This window comes from Mesorhizobium sp. M5C.F.Ca.IN.020.29.1.1, from assembly GCF_003997375.1.
In the GTDB taxonomy this organism is placed as follows: Bacteria; Pseudomonadota; Alphaproteobacteria; order Rhizobiales; family Rhizobiaceae; genus Mesorhizobium; species Mesorhizobium wenxiniae.
In genome coordinates this window covers 1-15177 of sequence record NZ_RZSW01000094.1, presented here as the reverse complement: position 1 = coordinate 15177, position 15177 = coordinate 1, and the positions used below count along the sequence as shown (strand labels likewise).

The 15177-nt window shown below is 61.8% G+C and carries 13 protein-coding genes; 10 read left to right on the top strand and 3 right to left on the bottom strand.

Features of this window, described 5'->3' with window-relative positions; genetic code table 11:
* Positions 1-241 precede the first annotated feature (241 nt).
* Together EOA85_RS10520 and EOA85_RS10515 are read right to left on the bottom strand one after the other, a co-directional pair.
* Complete coding sequence (locus EOA85_RS10520) at positions 242-478, bottom strand: hypothetical protein (RefSeq protein ID WP_065007465.1); 237 nt, start codon at positions 476-478, stop codon at positions 242-244.
* 362 nt (positions 479-840) lie between these two features.
* Entirely contained in the window at positions 841-1200 is a 360-nt protein-coding gene (locus EOA85_RS10515) for a hypothetical protein (RefSeq protein WP_127209360.1), read from the bottom strand.
* Between the two features lie 760 nt (positions 1201-1960).
* On the opposite strand from EOA85_RS10515, the gene EOA85_RS10510 reads away from it, so the two are divergent.
* The 6 genes from EOA85_RS10510 (at position 1961) to phoB (ending at position 8360) form a co-directional block, all read left to right on the top strand.
* Positions 1961-2965, top strand: coding sequence for a PstS family phosphate ABC transporter substrate-binding protein (locus EOA85_RS10510; protein WP_065007463.1), 1005 nt, complete (start codon positions 1961-1963; stop codon positions 2963-2965).
* Positions 2966-3085: 120 nt separating this feature from the next.
* Entirely contained in the window at positions 3086-4474 is a 1389-nt protein-coding gene (pstC, locus tag EOA85_RS10505; protein ID WP_127209359.1) for a phosphate ABC transporter permease subunit PstC, read from the top strand.
* Positions 4467-6080: a phosphate ABC transporter permease PstA gene (pstA, locus tag EOA85_RS10500; RefSeq protein ID WP_127209358.1), complete on the top strand. Its 1614-nt coding sequence runs from the start codon at positions 4467-4469 to the stop codon at positions 6078-6080. Before pstC ends, pstA begins: the two co-directional genes overlap by 8 nt.
* A gap of 12 nt (positions 6081-6092) precedes the next feature.
* On the top strand, positions 6093-6908 hold the full coding sequence (pstB, locus tag EOA85_RS10495) for a phosphate ABC transporter ATP-binding protein PstB (protein WP_029348716.1): 816 nt from the start codon (positions 6093-6095) through the stop codon (positions 6906-6908).
* 38 nt (positions 6909-6946) lie between these two features.
* Positions 6947-7654 (top strand): phosphate signaling complex protein PhoU, encoded by a 708-nt coding sequence (gene phoU, locus EOA85_RS10490; protein WP_127209357.1) that lies wholly within the window; start codon positions 6947-6949, stop codon positions 7652-7654.
* Positions 7655-7670: 16 nt separating this feature from the next.
* Positions 7671-8360: a phosphate regulon transcriptional regulator PhoB gene (gene phoB, locus EOA85_RS10485; RefSeq protein WP_031254097.1), complete on the top strand. Its 690-nt coding sequence runs from the start codon at positions 7671-7673 to the stop codon at positions 8358-8360.
* A 174-nt stretch (positions 8361-8534) separates the two neighbouring features.
* On the opposite strand, the gene EOA85_RS10480 is transcribed toward phoB, so the two are convergent.
* A complete protein-coding gene (locus tag EOA85_RS10480) occupies positions 8535-9782 on the bottom strand; it encodes an ROK family protein (RefSeq protein ID WP_127209356.1) in 1248 nt (415 codons plus the stop codon).
* A 260-nt stretch (positions 9783-10042) separates the two neighbouring features.
* Here EOA85_RS10480 and xylF point away from each other — a divergent pair, with 260 nt between their 5' ends.
* From xylF to EOA85_RS10460, 4 genes are all read left to right on the top strand, one after another.
* Entirely contained in the window at positions 10043-11083 is a 1041-nt protein-coding gene (gene xylF / locus EOA85_RS10475) for a D-xylose ABC transporter substrate-binding protein (RefSeq protein ID WP_127209355.1), read from the top strand.
* A gap of 141 nt (positions 11084-11224) precedes the next feature.
* Positions 11225-12556, top strand: coding sequence for a sugar ABC transporter permease (locus EOA85_RS10470; protein WP_127209354.1), 1332 nt, complete (start codon positions 11225-11227; stop codon positions 12554-12556).
* Positions 12557-12630: 74 nt separating this feature from the next.
* Positions 12631-13425, top strand: a complete 795-nt coding sequence (locus EOA85_RS10465) for an ATP-binding cassette domain-containing protein (RefSeq protein WP_127209353.1) — start codon at positions 12631-12633, stop codon at positions 13423-13425.
* 125 nt (positions 13426-13550) lie between these two features.
* The gene (locus tag EOA85_RS10460) at positions 13551-15176 is read left to right on the top strand and encodes a CHASE domain-containing protein (RefSeq protein ID WP_095518106.1); all 1626 of its coding nucleotides are present in this window, start codon (positions 13551-13553) and stop codon (positions 15174-15176) included.
* The last annotated feature ends 1 nt before the right edge of the window (position 15177 follow it).

The following is a 15177-nucleotide window of genomic DNA, read 5'->3' as shown; positions in this document are numbered from 1 at the left end:
CGGTTAAGGATTCGTTAACCAAATCCCTATCTAGTGATCGGCAATTCACCTCCAACTCGCGACCACGGATGTACTGGCGCAGTCGAGGTGGAAGGAAAGGTCGGCTATGTGCCGGCCTTTTTGTTTCAACGGCTATTGTCCCCGGGAAACTGCGGCCTGACTTGTCGTCGGGTGTCAAGCCTTCAAACATCGGGGTGGCAGCATCTCAAGCGATCGGACCCGAATCCCGGTCCACGAGATATCAGTGTTGCCCGCGTCTCGCATTGACATGGCGCGCCAACTCCGGCGCCTCGAAGACGTAGTCGCTCCAGGCCGATTCCGGAATCTGGCCGGCCAGGTAGCATTCCAGCAAAAGACTTTGCTCAGGGCTGAGAGGTCTCGGCGCGCGCTCATGGTCAAGTCTCAGCGAGTGAAACAGATTTCTGGGCGAGTGAAACAGATTTCTGGTCAGGTCCGAGACCGTGAAGTGAATCGACATGTGTGCCGTCTCCTTTGACCATCCAGCGCATCACCAGAAAGATCGGGATCAATCTCTGCCCCGCTTGCCTTCGGTTCAGGACCATGAGCCAAATCAAAACGCTACAACGTGTTTTGTGCGTCCAAACGCTACAACGTGTTTTGTGCGTCCAAAGGTACGCGCGGCGCTGCAATAGCCGTTAACGTCGAGGGCGGGATAAGGTTTCAACGTGGCGGCGGTAACGCCGATCGCGCAGCCCGAAACCCACCGGTCAGCACATGCTTTCGGCGATCGCGTGCGCGTGTGACCGAACCGCTGCGTCAGGTGCGCAGCACGTGTTTAGGACGCATCTTTTTAGCTGCCACCGTTTGAATGCCGGCTGGCTATTCGCAAACCATGCGGACCCGTTTTCCGGGTTGACTGACGTTCCTGCAGGTGAGCGGTTTTGCCGGCTCGGATGACGGCGTCGGATCTTTGGAAATCCTGGTGATTTGCCTTCTCCGCGCCACGGGGGTGCTGATTCTGCGGGCCGCCGCTCTTTGCGGCGTTTCGGGCGCCACAGGAAAGACATCGGTCTGCAGCAACTGCGGCTGTTCGGCTTGCGCCTGCTGCGGCGGCCTGTCCCAGAACCGCCGGACATCGAGGGGCCTTGGAATGACGACGGTGCCGTCGTAGCTGCGCGAGCAGCCGCTCCCCAACAGCAGCATCGGGCACAGGAAAAAAGGCAGGATCCGTCCCAACATCAGCAACACCCTTGCGGGATTTATAACGCGGCTTCGGTTCTACCGACAACCGTCGGAATACACTGCGGGCAAGGCTAGCGCATGACCCGGAGAATCGGAATCGATTTCGCCGGGGATCATGCGCAAAATCAAAAGTGCCGCAGCGTCCCTGGCGCGACTGGAGGGCGGGCATGGACGATGACCTGCCCAAGCCCATCAGCCCCAGGGCGTCTTGCTCGAAAGGTCGGCGCGGACTGAGAAATCCAGTGCAACGCGGGATAGCCACGTCAGTCCGTAGAGTTCAGCCGATTCGGCGAGCATTGCGGACAAGACTATGGTGCGATCGCACCATATCAAAGCGTGCGTCCGGTTGGGGCAATAAGCGCATTCGAGTTCCGCTCCTCCAGTTACGGGCGGGAGCAGCGACCGCCGGCAAGAAACAGGGTCAGATTTACCCCAACGGACCTGTTTCGGCGATGGCGCGGCCATGACCTCCTTGGCCGCATGCAACGCGCTCCCGCCCGGATTTTCTTTTTCGGCGCCAATTATTTTCGCCTGTCGAGGGCAAATGCCGGCCGCAAATCGTGCAAGCTGCTGATTCCAGCGGCAAACCGCGGCTGTGCCGGCGAGACCCGCGTCCGGTCCTTTTCGACATGGCTGTGCGGCGGTTACCGGGCTGACATCAAACTGTCATGTGACTGTAATAATCGGGGGCTATTGGCCTCAGCGGGCGCCGAAGGAATGGCGCCGAGAGACCATTTTCCGAACAGGAGCAGGCCACATGAAAAATTTCCTCCTTACGGCGTCGGCCGCGGCGCTTGCGCTCGCCGCGTCGGCTGGTTATGCCGCCGCGCGCGACCAGATTCAAATCGTCGGTTCGTCCACAGTGTTCCCCTTCACGACGGCTGTCGCTGAAAAGCTCGGCCAGAGCGGAAAGATCAAGACCCCGGTTGTCGAGTCGACTGGCACCGGCGGCGGCATGAAGCTGTTTTGCCAGGGCGTCGGCGAGAATACCGCCGACTTCACCAATGCCTCGCGCGCCATCAAGGACAGCGAGCTTAAGACCTGCAAGGCAAACGGCGTGACGCCGGTCGAGATCAAGGTCGGCTTCGACGGCATCGTACTGGCCAATTCGAAGGCGGGGACTGTCGTTGATCTGACCAAGGAACAGATTTTCAAGGCGCTCGCCAAGAACGTCGCTGTCGACGGCAAGGTCGTCGCCAACCCTTACAAGAACTGGTCGGATGTCGATGCGTCGCTTCCCGCGACAAAGATCGAAGTGCTTGGCCCGCCGCCGACATCCGGCACGCGCGATGCGTTCGTCGAACTCGTCATGGATGCGGCCTGCCAGGAAGAAGTGAAGGCGGCTAATGAAAAGGGCTGCGGCGAGATCCGCGAAGACGGCGCTTTTGTCGAGGCCGGCGAAAACGACAATCTGATCGTCCAGAAGCTGGAAGCCAACCCCAATGCCTTCGGCATCTTTGGCTTCTCGTTCCTTGACCAGAACGCCGACAAGCTGCAGGGCCATAAAGTCGACGGCGTCGAGCCGACCTTCGAGAACATCGCATCCGGCGATTACGGCGTTTCCCGCTCGCTCTATGTCTATGCCAAGAAGGAGCATGTTGGCGTCATCCCCGGCATGCAGGAATTCATCGCCGAGTACACCTCGGAAGGTGCATGGGGTCCTGATGGTTATCTGGCCGACAAGGGCCTGATCCCGCTGCCGGACGCCGAGCGCGCCAAGTGGGCCGAAAACGCCAAGGCCCTGAAGGGCATGGGTTCCTGAGGTTTCGGGGTCCGGGCGTATATCCGCTCTGACCCTCATGCTCTAAAGCCCAAAGCGCGGGACCAAGGTCCCGTGCTTTGAGCCGGTGAATGACCGGCGGTCGAGGGGACGTCCTAAATCATGGTCGGTTATCTCGTTGTTCTTCTGTTGGTTCTGGCAGTTGCGGCCTATTTGATCGGCCGGAGACGCGCCATTGCCAGTGTCAATGGCGACGTCGCGCGATTGCATTCGCTGCCTGGCCAACATGGCATGTTTCTGGCGCTTTTTGCTGCCGGTCCCGCGCTGCTTGCGATCGTGTTGTGGTCGCTGGTCACGCCGGGAATTGAATCGTCGATCATTGCCGACCGCTTCTCCACCGAATTGTCGGGAATGGGCGTCCCGCAGGTCGAAGCTTTCATCCGCGACGCTCGCGCGATGGCCTTTGGCGGGCTTGTCGGCTTCGCCGATCCCACGAAAGAGGCGGCCGCCGCCGCCTACAAATCGGTCCATGCGACCAGCACCTGGATCATCTGGACCGTCGCGCTCGTGCTTTCCGCGTCCGGATTTTACTGGGCCTATTCCCGCATCGCACAGGCCTACCGGGCGCGCCACGTGGTCGAGCGCATTCTTCGCGCAATCCTGATCGCCTGTTCGGTGGTCGCGATCCTGACGACGATCGGGATCGTCCTGTCGCTTATCTTCGAGTCTCTGCGGTTCTTCCAACAGGTGCCGTTCTACAAGTTCCTGTTCGGCACGCATTGGTCGCCGCAGAGCGCCTTCACCGGCGCGGGAGCGGAGGCCGGGGCGGTCAACGAGGACATTTTTGGCATGGTGCCGCTCTTTGCCGGCACGTTGCTCATCACCTTCATCGCCATGCTGGTGGCTGCGCCTATCGGGCTGATGGCTGCGATCTACCTTTCGGATTACGCCTCCAAAAGCGTCCGCGCGGTCGCAAAGCCGGTTCTGGAAATCCTCGCCGGCATTCCGACCGTCGTCTACGGCTTCTTCGCCGCGCTGACGGTTGCGCCCTACTTCCGCGGTATCGGCGAAAGCCTGGGCCTCAACGTCGCGTCCGAATCTGCGCTCGCCGCAGGCGTGGTCATGGGTATCATGATCATTCCCTTCGTTTCCTCGCTTTCCGATGATGTGATCAACGCCGTTCCGCAATCCCTGAGAGACGGTTCCGCCGGCCTCGGCGCGACCAAGTCGGAAACCATCCGCAAGGTGGTCCTTCCTGCTGCCCTTCCGGGCATCGTTTCAGCGATGCTGCTTGCCGTCAGCCGCGCAATCGGCGAAACAATGATCGTGGTCATGGCGGCGGGCCTGGCGGCAAACCTCACGGCCAACCCGCTCGAAGCGGTCACAACCGTGACCGTGCAGATCGTGACGCTGCTGGTGGGCGACCAGGAGTTCGACAGCGCCAAGACGCTTGCAGCCTTCGCACTCGGCCTGGTGCTGTTCTGCATCACGCTTTCCCTCAACATCGTCGCGTTGCGCGTCGTCCAGAAATACCGAGAGCAATATGACTGATGCGATCTCGTCATTGGACGCCGTCGGACGGCCGGTCAGCATTCATACCGACGATGCCGCGAAGGCGCGGCTGAAGGGCCGCTACCGCACGGAAACGTGGTTCAAATGGCTTGGCGCCGCAGCTGTTGCGTTGGCCGGCTTGTTCCTTGTGCTGCTCCTGTCGACGATCGTCACGCAGGCGATTCCGGCGCTGCGGCAGAACTATGTGACGCTGCCGATCGATCTTTCGGCGGCCAAGGTCGACCCGGCGAAACTCGACGAAGTGAATTACGACGCCATCGCTCAGGAAGCGCTTACGGCAAAATTTCCGGATGTGACGAGCCGCCAGGACAAGCGCCTGCTGCGCGGACTGATTTCCACCGGCACAGGCGTGTTCCTGCGCAAGGATATTGCGGCTGATCCGGGGATGCTCGGAGGAACGGTGGACTATGCGGTTCCACTTGACGATTTTGCCGACCTCTATCTCAAGGGTCTGCTTGCCGACGTCGGTTCGGACGAAGCGATTTCGACAAGCGTCACGCCTTCGCAAACCAGCGGCGACATCGATTTGACCTTCGGCGACGATGCCATGCTGGCGCTGGCGCGCGGCCATGGTGCGGCCGAGGGCGAAAACGGCATGCTCACCCTGACGAGCGGCGCGTCGTCGCTGCTGGTCGCGTTCAATGGCGGCACGGTCAAGCTGACCGCGCTGTCACCTGCGGCCAACGGCATGGTGATCGCTAAGGGCACGGTGATCGAGGCGCTGGACAGCACGGCGCCCGCCGCGAGCGGCCAGGCATTCCTGCGCGTAATCGAGACGCCGGAAGCATCGCGAAAGATTTCGGACAAGATGATCGTCTGGCTCGACACGCTGAAGAGCGCCGGCCTGATCGAAAGCCGGTTCAACTCGATCTTCTTCTTCACCGGCGCAAGCCGCGAGCCGGAACTGGCCGGTGTCTGGGGCGCGGTCGTCGGATCGTTCCTGACCATGATCGTAACGCTGGCCATCGCCTTCCCGATCGGCGTTTCAGCGGCGATCTATCTTGAGGAATTTGCGCCCAAGAACCGGCTGACGACGATGATCGAAGTGAATATCAACAATCTGGCGGCGGTGCCTTCGATCGTCTTCGGCCTGCTTGGACTTGCCGTATTCCTGAATTTCTTCGGCATGCCGCGCTCCGCCCCGGTGGTCGGCGGCATGGTGCTGGCGCTGATGACCCTGCCGATCATCATTATCGCCTCGCGCGCTTCGCTGCGCGCGGTGCCACCGTCGATCCGCGAGGCGGCGCTTGGCATCGGAGCCTCCAAGGTTCAGACCGTATTCCATCACGTCCTGCCGCTGGCGATGCCGGGCATCATGACCGGCACCATTCTCGGAATGGCGCATGCGCTGGGCGAAACCGCGCCGTTGCTGATGATCGGCATGGTCGCCTTCATCGTCGACATTCCCGGCGGCTTTACCGATCCCGCGACGATCCTGCCGGTGCAGATATTCATGTGGGCGGATTTCCCGGAAGCTGGATTCCAGCAGAAGACTTCGGCGGCGATTTTGATTTTGCTGCTGTTTTTGGTCATCATGAACGCCATTGCAGTGATACTGCGCAGGCGCTTCGAGCGGCGCTGGTAAGGGGTAGAGGATATGAACATCATGACGGAAGCCGGCGTCGAACAGAAACTGAGCAGCGGAACCAATGCCCCTTCGATCAAGATGAAGGGCGAAAAGGTCTCTGTTCATTACGGTGAGAAGCGAGCTCTGTTCGACGTGGACCTCGATGTCCGCGAGAACCAGGTGACGGCGTTGATCGGCCCATCGGGCTGTGGCAAGTCGACCTTCCTGCGTTGCCTGAACCGAATGAACGACACGATCGATATCGCGCGGGTGAGCGGCAAGATAACGCTCGACGGCGAGGATGTTTACGACCCGAAAATCGATGTCGTCGAGCTGCGAGCTCGCGTCGGCATGGTATTCCAGAAGCCGAACCCGTTTCCGAAATCGATCTATGAAAACGTCGCCTACGGTCCGCGCATTCACGGCCTGGCCAGGAGCAAGTCCGAGTTGGACGGCATCGTTGAATCGAGCCTGAAGAAAGCCGGTCTGTTCAACGAGGTCAAGGATCGCCTGCTCGAGTCGGGCACCGGTCTCTCCGGCGGACAGCAGCAGCGCCTGTGCATCGCGCGCGCCATCGCCGTGTCGCCGGAAGTGATTCTGATGGACGAGCCCTGTTCGGCGCTGGATCCGATCGCCACCGCCCGCGTCGAGGAACTGATCGACGAACTGCGCCAGAACTACACGATCGTCATCGTCACCCACTCGATGCAGCAGGCAGCGCGCGTGTCGCAACGCACGGCGATGTTCCATCTCGGCTACCTGGTCGAGGAGGGCGCAACCGACAAGATGTTCACCAATCCCGACGACAAGCGCACCCAGGACTACATCACCGGCCGGTTCGGCTGAGCGGTCCGGCGGCGAATTTCGAACACGAGGACAGGATCATGGGTGAACACACCGTCGCATCTTTCGACGAGGAACTGGAGCACATCGACAGGCTGATCCGCGACATGGACGAGCTCGCCGCCGCGATGGTCGCAACCTCGATCCGCGCGTTGCTTGCGTCAGACAATGCGATGGCGCAGCGTGTCGTCTCGGACGACGCGATCATGGATGCGCGGCAGCGCGAACTCGACGACAGTGCGATCACGCTGATCGCCAAGCGGCAGCCGATGGCGCAAGATCTGCGCGCCGTGGTTGGCGCAATCCGCATGGCCGGTGATCTCGAGCGCATCGGCGATTTGGCCAAAAACATAGCCAAGCGGGTCAGCGCAGTCGGGCAGAGCACCACGCCGCGCAATCTGTCGCACGGTATCGACGGGATGGCGGATCTCGTTCTTGTGCAGCTCCGCGGGGTGGTTGAGCACTATGTGTCGCGCAATGCCGGCGCTTTGAAAGAACTGCGCGCCGACGATCAGAAGATCGACGTGAAATACACGGCGGTTTTCCGCGAACTCCTGACCTACATGATGGAGGATCCGCGCAACATCACCGCTTGCACCCATCTTCTGTTTTGCGCCAAGAATCTCGAACGCATCGGCGATCATGTCACCAACATAGCCGAAAACGCCTACTTTGTCGTGACCGGGCAGCAATTGCCGGCGGATCGCCCGAAGCTCGACGAAACGACGATGTCGGCGCCGGCGACATGACAGGAGTGACCGGCCGATGATCGCGCCGCGCATCATGGTGGTGGAGGATGAAGAGCCGCTGGGCGTCCTCCTCCGCTACAATCTGGAATCCGAAGGCTATCAGGTCGAGGTGGTGACGCGCGGCGACGAGGCCGAAATCCGGCTGCAGGAAAACGTGCCCGATCTTCTGGTGCTCGACTGGATGGTGCCGGCGGTTTCGGGCATCGAGCTTTGCCGGCGCCTTCGGGTGCGTCCCGAAACCGAGCGGCTGCCGATCATCATGCTGACCGCGCGCGGCGAGGAGAGCGACCGGGTGCGCGGCCTTTCCACCGGAGCCGACGACTATCTGGTCAAGCCGTTCTCGACACCGGAATTCATGGCCAGGGTCAAGGCGCTGCTGCGCCGCGCCAAGCCGGAAGTACTGTCCAGCGTGCTGAAGGTCGGCGACATCATGCTCGATCGCGAATCGCACAGGGTCTATCGCAAGAAGAGCGAGATCCGGCTCGGGCCGACCGAATTCCGGCTGCTCGAATTCATGATGCGGCACCCGGGTCGGGTCTTCTCGCGCAGCCAGTTGCTCGACAATGTCTGGGGCGAGACGATCTACATCGACGAGCGCACGGTGGACGTCCATGTCGGCCGGTTGCGCAAGGCGGTCAACAATGGTCGCATGCCCGATGTCATCCGCACCATCCGCGGCGCGGGCTATGCGATCAGGGAAGACTAGGGATGTGCTGATATCCAGGTGGTGCCGGCCTGCGAACGCCGGCTTCCTGGGCTTCCGGTGCTCACGTACCCAAAAGTACGCTCCGCTCCGGTTCTCGGAACCCACCATTCTCGACTCGGCCTGACCTGAATCTCAACACACCCCAAGTCGCGATCCGGGATCCTCCCTTCGAGTTCAAGCCACGTTCTTTCCGACCGAGCCGGCTCGTGCCTGGATGCTCGGCGCGAAGATCTCTTGGTCGACGAAGCTCAGCGCCCGCATGGCGCAGCCTTCTCGGATCAGCGGCAGTTCGTTCGGCTCGGTGTCGAAGGAAATCGAACCCGAATGCTGGCCGCCCGCGGTCTGGGCGATGGCCTCGCGCAGGGCCGGCTCGATCAGGTCGAAGGCGGCAGCGCTGGCACCGACCATGGCGACCGGCGCCGGATCGATCAGCGCGAACAGGCTGCCGAGCCCGAAGCCGAGCGCCTCGCCGGCCTTGCGGTAGGCTTCGCGCTCCGGTCCGTCCGTCTCGCGCGCCCGGGCCGCCAGTGCCCGCATCTCGGCGTCGCTGACATCGGCGACCGGCTCGGCGTTCTCGCTCAATTGCCTCGCGTTGCGCCAGATAGCGTAGTTGCCGGCATAAGCCTCGACGCAACCGCGCCGCCCGCAGCGGCAAAGCGCGCCGCCCGGCCGATGAATCATGTGGCCGAATTCGCCGCCTGAGGAATGGGTGCCGGTGAACAGCTCGCCCTTGAGCACCAGCCCCATACCGATGCCATGCGAGAGCAGGATGGCGATGAAATCGTCGCGGTAGCGATCCGGGTCGCGCCAGCGCAGCGCCACGGCCATCATGTTGCAGTCGTTCTCCATAATGGCCGGGATGCCGAACTCGCGTTCCAGAATGTCGGCGAAGGCGATGTTCGTCTGCGGCGTGATCGGCGACCACAACATGGCGCGCGCATGGGAATCGGTAATACCCTGGATCGCCAGCGCGATGCGGGCGACGCTTTGGACGTCGAGGTCGGGGTCTTCGAGCCGGCGCCGGACTATGGCGACACATTCGTCGATCAGCTCGTCGCGCGACATGGTCAGCGTGTCCAGCCGGCGCTGTTCCTCGGCGACCACTTGTCCGGCATAGTCGATGACAGCGACCGACAGCGAATTCAGCGACAACACGACGGCCAATACCGCAGCGGCTTCCGGATTGAGGCTGAGGCCAACCTGCGGCCGGCCACGTTTCAGCGAAACGGTCTCACTCGCCTTGCTCTCGGCCAGGATGCCTTCGTGGATCAGGTCGGAAGAGATCGCCGATATGGTCGAATGGCTGAGGCCGGTGGTTGCGGCGATCTCGGTCCGTGACGGCTGGCCTGCGCGCCGTACGGCCGAAATAACCATCGCCCGGTTGCGCCGGCGCAAATCGTCATGGCGGATCCCAACCGACATTGTTTTGCTTCCTACCCTGTTGCCGCGGCCGCTCATGAATCGGAAGCCGTCAGGCCGACAAATACTGGCAGAAGCAGAAGGACCTGTCATTGTTTATTCCGAGGCTCGAAAAAAGCCAACAGGACACCAAAATTCCATCAGAATTCATGTTGACAGTGCTTCGGCGTTGGATCAGTATTTTTTCGAGGCTCGAAAAAAAGAGCTTTTGTGCAGGCCTTTGGGCCAGTTGGTCGCGCCGTACGCGGCGCAGGAGGAATATCATGAAGAGATTCACAGCCGCCATTCTGGCGGGGGTCGCCATGTCGCTACCGCTCGCGTCGGTCGCACAGGCGAAGGACAAGGTCATCGGTGTTTCGTGGTCGAACTTCCAGGAAGAGCGCTGGAAGACTGACGAAGCCGCCATGAAGTCGGCGATCGAGGCCGCCGGCGACAAGTATATTTCAGCCGATGCACAGTCCAATCCCGGCAAGCAGCTGACCGACGTCGAGAGCCTGATCTCGCAGGGCGCCAACGCGCTGATCATCCTCGCGCAGGATGCCTCGGCCATCGGGCCGGCGGTGCAGAAGGCGCTGGACGAAGGCATTCCGGTCGTCGGCTATGACCGGCTGATCGAGAACAAGGACGTCTTCTATTTGACCTTCGACAACCAGGAAGTCGGCCGCATGCAGGCCCGCGAAGTGTTCAAGGTGGCGCCGGAAGGCAATTACGTCTTCATCAAGGGCTCGGGCGCCGATCCGAATGCCGATTTCCTGTTCGCCGGCTCCATGGAAGTGCTCAAGGATGCCATCGACAGCGGCAAGATCAAGAATGTCGGCGAGGCCTATACGGACGGCTGGCTTCCCGCCAACGCCCAGAAGAACATGGAACAGTTCCTGACCGCCAACGACAACAAGGTCGATGCGGTGGTTGCCGCCAATGACGGCACCGCTGGTGGCGTCGTCGCGGCGCTGACGGCGCAAGGCTTGGCCGGATCCGTTCCGGTGTCGGGCCAGGACGGCGACCATGCCGCGCTGAACCGCATCGCGCTCGGCACACAGACCGTATCGGTGTGGAAGGACGCGCGCGAGCTCGGCAAGAACGCCGCCGAGATCGCCTCGCAACTGGCCGACGGCAAGCAGATGACAGACATTGCCGGCGTCAAGGACTTCGCCACGCCGGGCGGCAATGTCGTCAAGTCGCTGTTCCTGACGCCGATTGCCGTCACCAAGGACAATCTCAACGTCGTCATCGACGCGGGCTGGATCAAGAAGGAAGAGGTCTGCGCCGGCGTGGCGGCGGGCACGCTCCCGGTCTGCAACTGATCCGGCCTTCGCAAGAAGCCTGAAACGCCGCGGCTTCACACCGCGGCGTTTTTTCAAAAAGAATTGTTTTTCCGCTTCTCGCGGATAACTCCAAACTGCTTCCGGCATCCGCGGCAGACGGCAACCCGGTGGGAGGGCATCATGACCAACACAACTTCCAACACGCCGGCCGCCGATACAGGCGCCGATCGGGCGCGTGAATCCGAGCTCAGCCCGGTCGGCCGCTTTCTCAAGGCAACCGAGCTCGACATACGCATGCTCGGCATGGTCGGCGCGCTGCTGGTCATCTGGGTTGGAATCCACCTCCTGTCGGGCGGGCTTTTCCTCACGCCGCGCAACCTCTGGAACCTGTCGGTGCAGACCTCCTCGGTCGCGATCATGGCGACCGGCATGGTGCTGGTCATCGTGATGCGCAACATCGATCTTTCGGTCGGCTCCGTCGAAGGCGTGATCGGCATGGTGATGGGCGTCGCGCAGGCCGAATTCCTCATCCGGGTCATGGGGTTCCAGCTTGGAAATCCCTGGATATGGATCATCGCACTGGCTGCCGGCGTGGTGCTCGGCCTCATGATCGGCGCGCTCCAGGGCTTCATTATCGCCTATCTCGAGGTTCCGGCCTTCATCGTGACGCTGGGCGGCCTGCTGATCTGGCGCGGCATGGCGTGGCTGATGACGAGCGGGCGCACCGTCGCGCCGCTCGACGCCACCTTTCAGCTCATGGGTGGCGGGCCGCGTGGCTCCATCGGGGCAACCGCAAGTTGGATAGTCGGCATTCTCGCCTGTGTGGCCGTCGCCTTGATGCTGCTCAACGGCCGGTCGCAGCGCAAGCGGTTCAAGTTCCCGCTGCGTCCCGTCTGGGCGGAGACCTTGCTTGGTGTTGTCGCTTGCACCGCCATCCTCGGCGCCGTCTGGATCGCCAATTCCTATCCCTGGCCGATCGGCATCGTTCGCCAGTACGCCCAGCGGACCGGCATCACCGTCCCGGAAGGCGGGCTGTTTATCGCCCATGGCATCGCCATACCGGTGCTGATCGCGGTCACTGTGGGCATCGTCATGACCTTCATCACCAGCCGCACCCGTTTTGGCCGCTATGTCTTTGCCATCGGCGGCAATCCGGAAGCGGCGGAACTCGCCGGCATCAACACCCGCTGGGTGACTATGAAGGTGTTCATGATCATGGGCGTTCTGGCCGCGATCAGCGCGGCGATTGCTTCGGCCCGTCTCAATGCGTCGACTAATGCGCTGGGTACGCTGGACGAGTTGCTGGTCATCGCGGCCGCGGTCATTGGAGGGACGTCGTTGGCCGGCGGCTCCGGCACGGTGCTCGGCGCCATGCTTGGCGCACTTCTGATGCAGTCGTTGCAGTCCGGCATGGTGTTGCTCGGTATCGATTCACCGCTTCAGAGCGTCGTCGTCGGCGCCGTCCTGGTCGTCGCCGTCTGGCTCGACACCGTCTATCGCAAGCGGGTCTGAGCATGAGCCCGAAAAAGTGGATACCGGTTTTCGACAAGATCATGCTCAAGCAAAAACCATAGGGAGGAACGATCATGGCTGACACAAGTGCTCCCACCCCACTGATCGACATGCGCAACATCTCGATTGCCTTCGGCGGCATTCGCGCCGTCGACGATGCGTCGATCGACCTTTTCCCGGGCGAAGTCGTGGCGCTGCTTGGCCACAACGGTGCCGGCAAGTCGACGCTGATCAAGATCCTGTCCGGCGCCTACAAGCGCGACTCGGGCCAGATCTTCGTCAATGGCGAGGAGGCTTCGATCTCCAATCCGCGCGACGCCAAGAAATATGGCATCGAGACGATCTACCAGACGCTGGCGCTCGCCGACAATGTCGACGCCGCCGCCAACCTCTTCCTCGGCCGCGAGCTGATGACCGGCTGGGGCACGCTCGACGATGGCGCCATGGAGGCCGAGGCGCGCAAGGTGATGGGCAGGCTCAATCCCCGCTTCCAGCGCTTCAAGGAGCCGGTTGTCAAGCTTTCGGGCGGCCAGCGGCAGTCGGTGGCTATCGCACGCGCCATCCTGTTCAACGCCCGCATCCTGATCATGGATGAGCCGACGGCGGCACTGGGCCCGCAGGAAACGGCACAGGTCGGCGAATTGGTCATGCAGCTCAAGGCCGACGGCATCGGCATTTTCCTGATCAGTCACGACATCCACGATGTGTTCGAGCTTGCCGACCGCGTCTGCGTGATGAAGAATGGTCGGGTCGTCGGCACGGCGCGCACCAGAGACGTGACCCAGGACGAGGTGCTCGGCATGATCATCCTGGGCAAGTGCCCGCCCGGTGCCATTCCTGGGCCAGGTGCGCTGAAGATCGCCGCCTGAAGCTTCAAACAAGCCGGCTAATACCCGTCATTTGATGTGCCAGCGGTCATGATGGTTTGGCCGCGCCATTGTGTTGACGCGAGGACTTGCCCATAAGATGGGGAACCATGGGCCGCAGCAGCAATTTGAAGAAGTTCTTTCCGATCGTCGCTTTCATCGCCGTCGCGCTGATCAGCCTGACGATGGCGGGATTCGCCTATTTCGCCACGCAGGAAGCGGCGCGCATCAAGTTCGAGGCGACGGCGGACGATGCGCTCAACCGGATCGATAGCCGCATCGACCTGCATCTGTCGCTGCTGCGATCGACCCATGCGCTGTTCGAGGCGCGCAATGGTGGGATTTCGCGCGGCGAGTTCAAGGCGTTCTTCAACGCGCTCGATATTGACGACAATTTCGCCGGCCTGCGCGGCATCGGCTTTCTCCGGCTGACGAGACCCGGCGACGAGGCAGCGGTCGAGCGTGCCATCCTGCACGACTATGGCGCCAGCCATCCGATCTATCCGGCTACGACGACGCTGCCCTGGCGGACGCCCATCACGCTGTTCGAGCCGCTGGATCCTTCCAATCAATCCAGCATCGGCTACGACATGTTCACAGAACCGGTGCGGCGTGAGGCGATCGAAAAGGCGATGGCCGATAACCAGCAGCACGCGAGCGGGCGCGCGCAGTTAGGCAAGGAAACAGGTGCTGCGCAGACCTTCACCGGCTTCCTGGTCTTCGTGCGGCTCAATGTCGAAACCGCGCCGGACGGCGTTGATGCGACCAGATCCACGACATCAGGCTTTCTTTACGCGGCCTTTCGCGCTCGCGATCTGTTCCAGACCGCGCTCAGCCGGACGCCGCTGCTGCCGGTCAACATCGAAATCTATGACGGCAAGGTTGATGCCGACCATCTTTTGTTCCAGTCGGAAACGCCGCCGGCGTCGATCTTCGGTGACCGGCTGGTGGTTTCTCGCGAGATCACCATCGCCGGACGTCCATGGACCGTCCTGTTCAGGCCGACAAGCGCCTTTTCGCAACCCTCCTCGCGCGCCATTCCGGTGATGCTCGGCCTGTTCGGGCTGCTGCTCGCGGGAACCATCGCGCTGGTGGCACGCTATCAGGAGCGGGCCTATGACGCGGTCTCGCTGCTTCATGAGACGACGGAAAAAAGCCTGCTCGAAAAAGATCTGATGCTGCAGGAGATGAAGCACCGCATCAAGAACTCGATCACGCGGGTGCTGGCGATCGCGCGACAGACGGCATCGCACGCCACCGACGTCCACGAGTTCTCGTCCTCTTTTTCGGCCCGGCTGCAAGCGATGGCGGCATCCCAGGACATGCTGACGCGCTCGCGCTGGCAGAAGGCAGACCTCGGCGATCTCTTGCGCATCGAGCTTGGTCAGGTATTCGGCAAGGAGCTTCCTGAGGGGATATTGTCGGGGCCAGAGGTGCTGCTCGACGAGACAACGACGCAAGCGCTCGGCCTGACCTTTCACGAACTGGCGACGAATGCGCTGAAATATGGCGAAGCCGGCAACTCGGTCGGTGCGCTCAAGGTCGCCTGGTCGGTCGAGGGCCGCTGGCGCGACCGGACGCTGGTTCTCAACTGGCGCGAAGTCGGCCAGAAGAAGCTTGAAGCACCTGCCAAAACCGGTTTTGGCACCAAGCTGATCGATTTGAACGTGACGCGCGAATTGCGCGGTACGATCAATCGCGATTTTCACGATGGCGGATTGAGAGTGGAAATCAGGATCCCACTGTCGGACTGAA

Bases quoted from the DNA above. Each gene is read 5' to 3' on its own strand.
- EOA85_RS10520 (WP_065007465.1), bottom strand. From the start codon at position 478: ATGTCGATTCACTTCACGGTCTCGGACCTGACCAGAAATCTGTTTCAC.
- EOA85_RS10515 (WP_127209360.1), bottom strand. From the start codon at position 1,200: ATGTTGGGACGGATCCTGCCTTTTTTCCTGTGCCCGATGCTGCTGTTG.
- EOA85_RS10510 (WP_065007463.1), top strand. From the start codon at position 1,961: ATGAAAAATTTCCTCCTTACGGCGTCGGCCGCGGCGCTTGCGCTCGCC.
- pstC (WP_127209359.1), top strand. From the start codon at position 3,086: ATGGTCGGTTATCTCGTTGTTCTTCTGTTGGTTCTGGCAGTTGCGGCC.
- pstA (WP_127209358.1), top strand. From the start codon at position 4,467: ATGACTGATGCGATCTCGTCATTGGACGCCGTCGGACGGCCGGTCAGC.
- pstB (WP_029348716.1), top strand. From the start codon at position 6,093: ATGAACATCATGACGGAAGCCGGCGTCGAACAGAAACTGAGCAGCGGA.
- phoU (WP_127209357.1), top strand. From the start codon at position 6,947: ATGGGTGAACACACCGTCGCATCTTTCGACGAGGAACTGGAGCACATC.
- phoB (WP_031254097.1), top strand. From the start codon at position 7,671: ATGATCGCGCCGCGCATCATGGTGGTGGAGGATGAAGAGCCGCTGGGC.
- EOA85_RS10480 (WP_127209356.1), bottom strand. From the start codon at position 9,782: ATGTCGGTTGGGATCCGCCATGACGATTTGCGCCGGCGCAACCGGGCG.
- xylF (WP_127209355.1), top strand. From the start codon at position 10,043: ATGAAGAGATTCACAGCCGCCATTCTGGCGGGGGTCGCCATGTCGCTA.
- EOA85_RS10470 (WP_127209354.1), top strand. From the start codon at position 11,225: ATGACCAACACAACTTCCAACACGCCGGCCGCCGATACAGGCGCCGAT.
- EOA85_RS10465 (WP_127209353.1), top strand. From the start codon at position 12,631: ATGGCTGACACAAGTGCTCCCACCCCACTGATCGACATGCGCAACATC.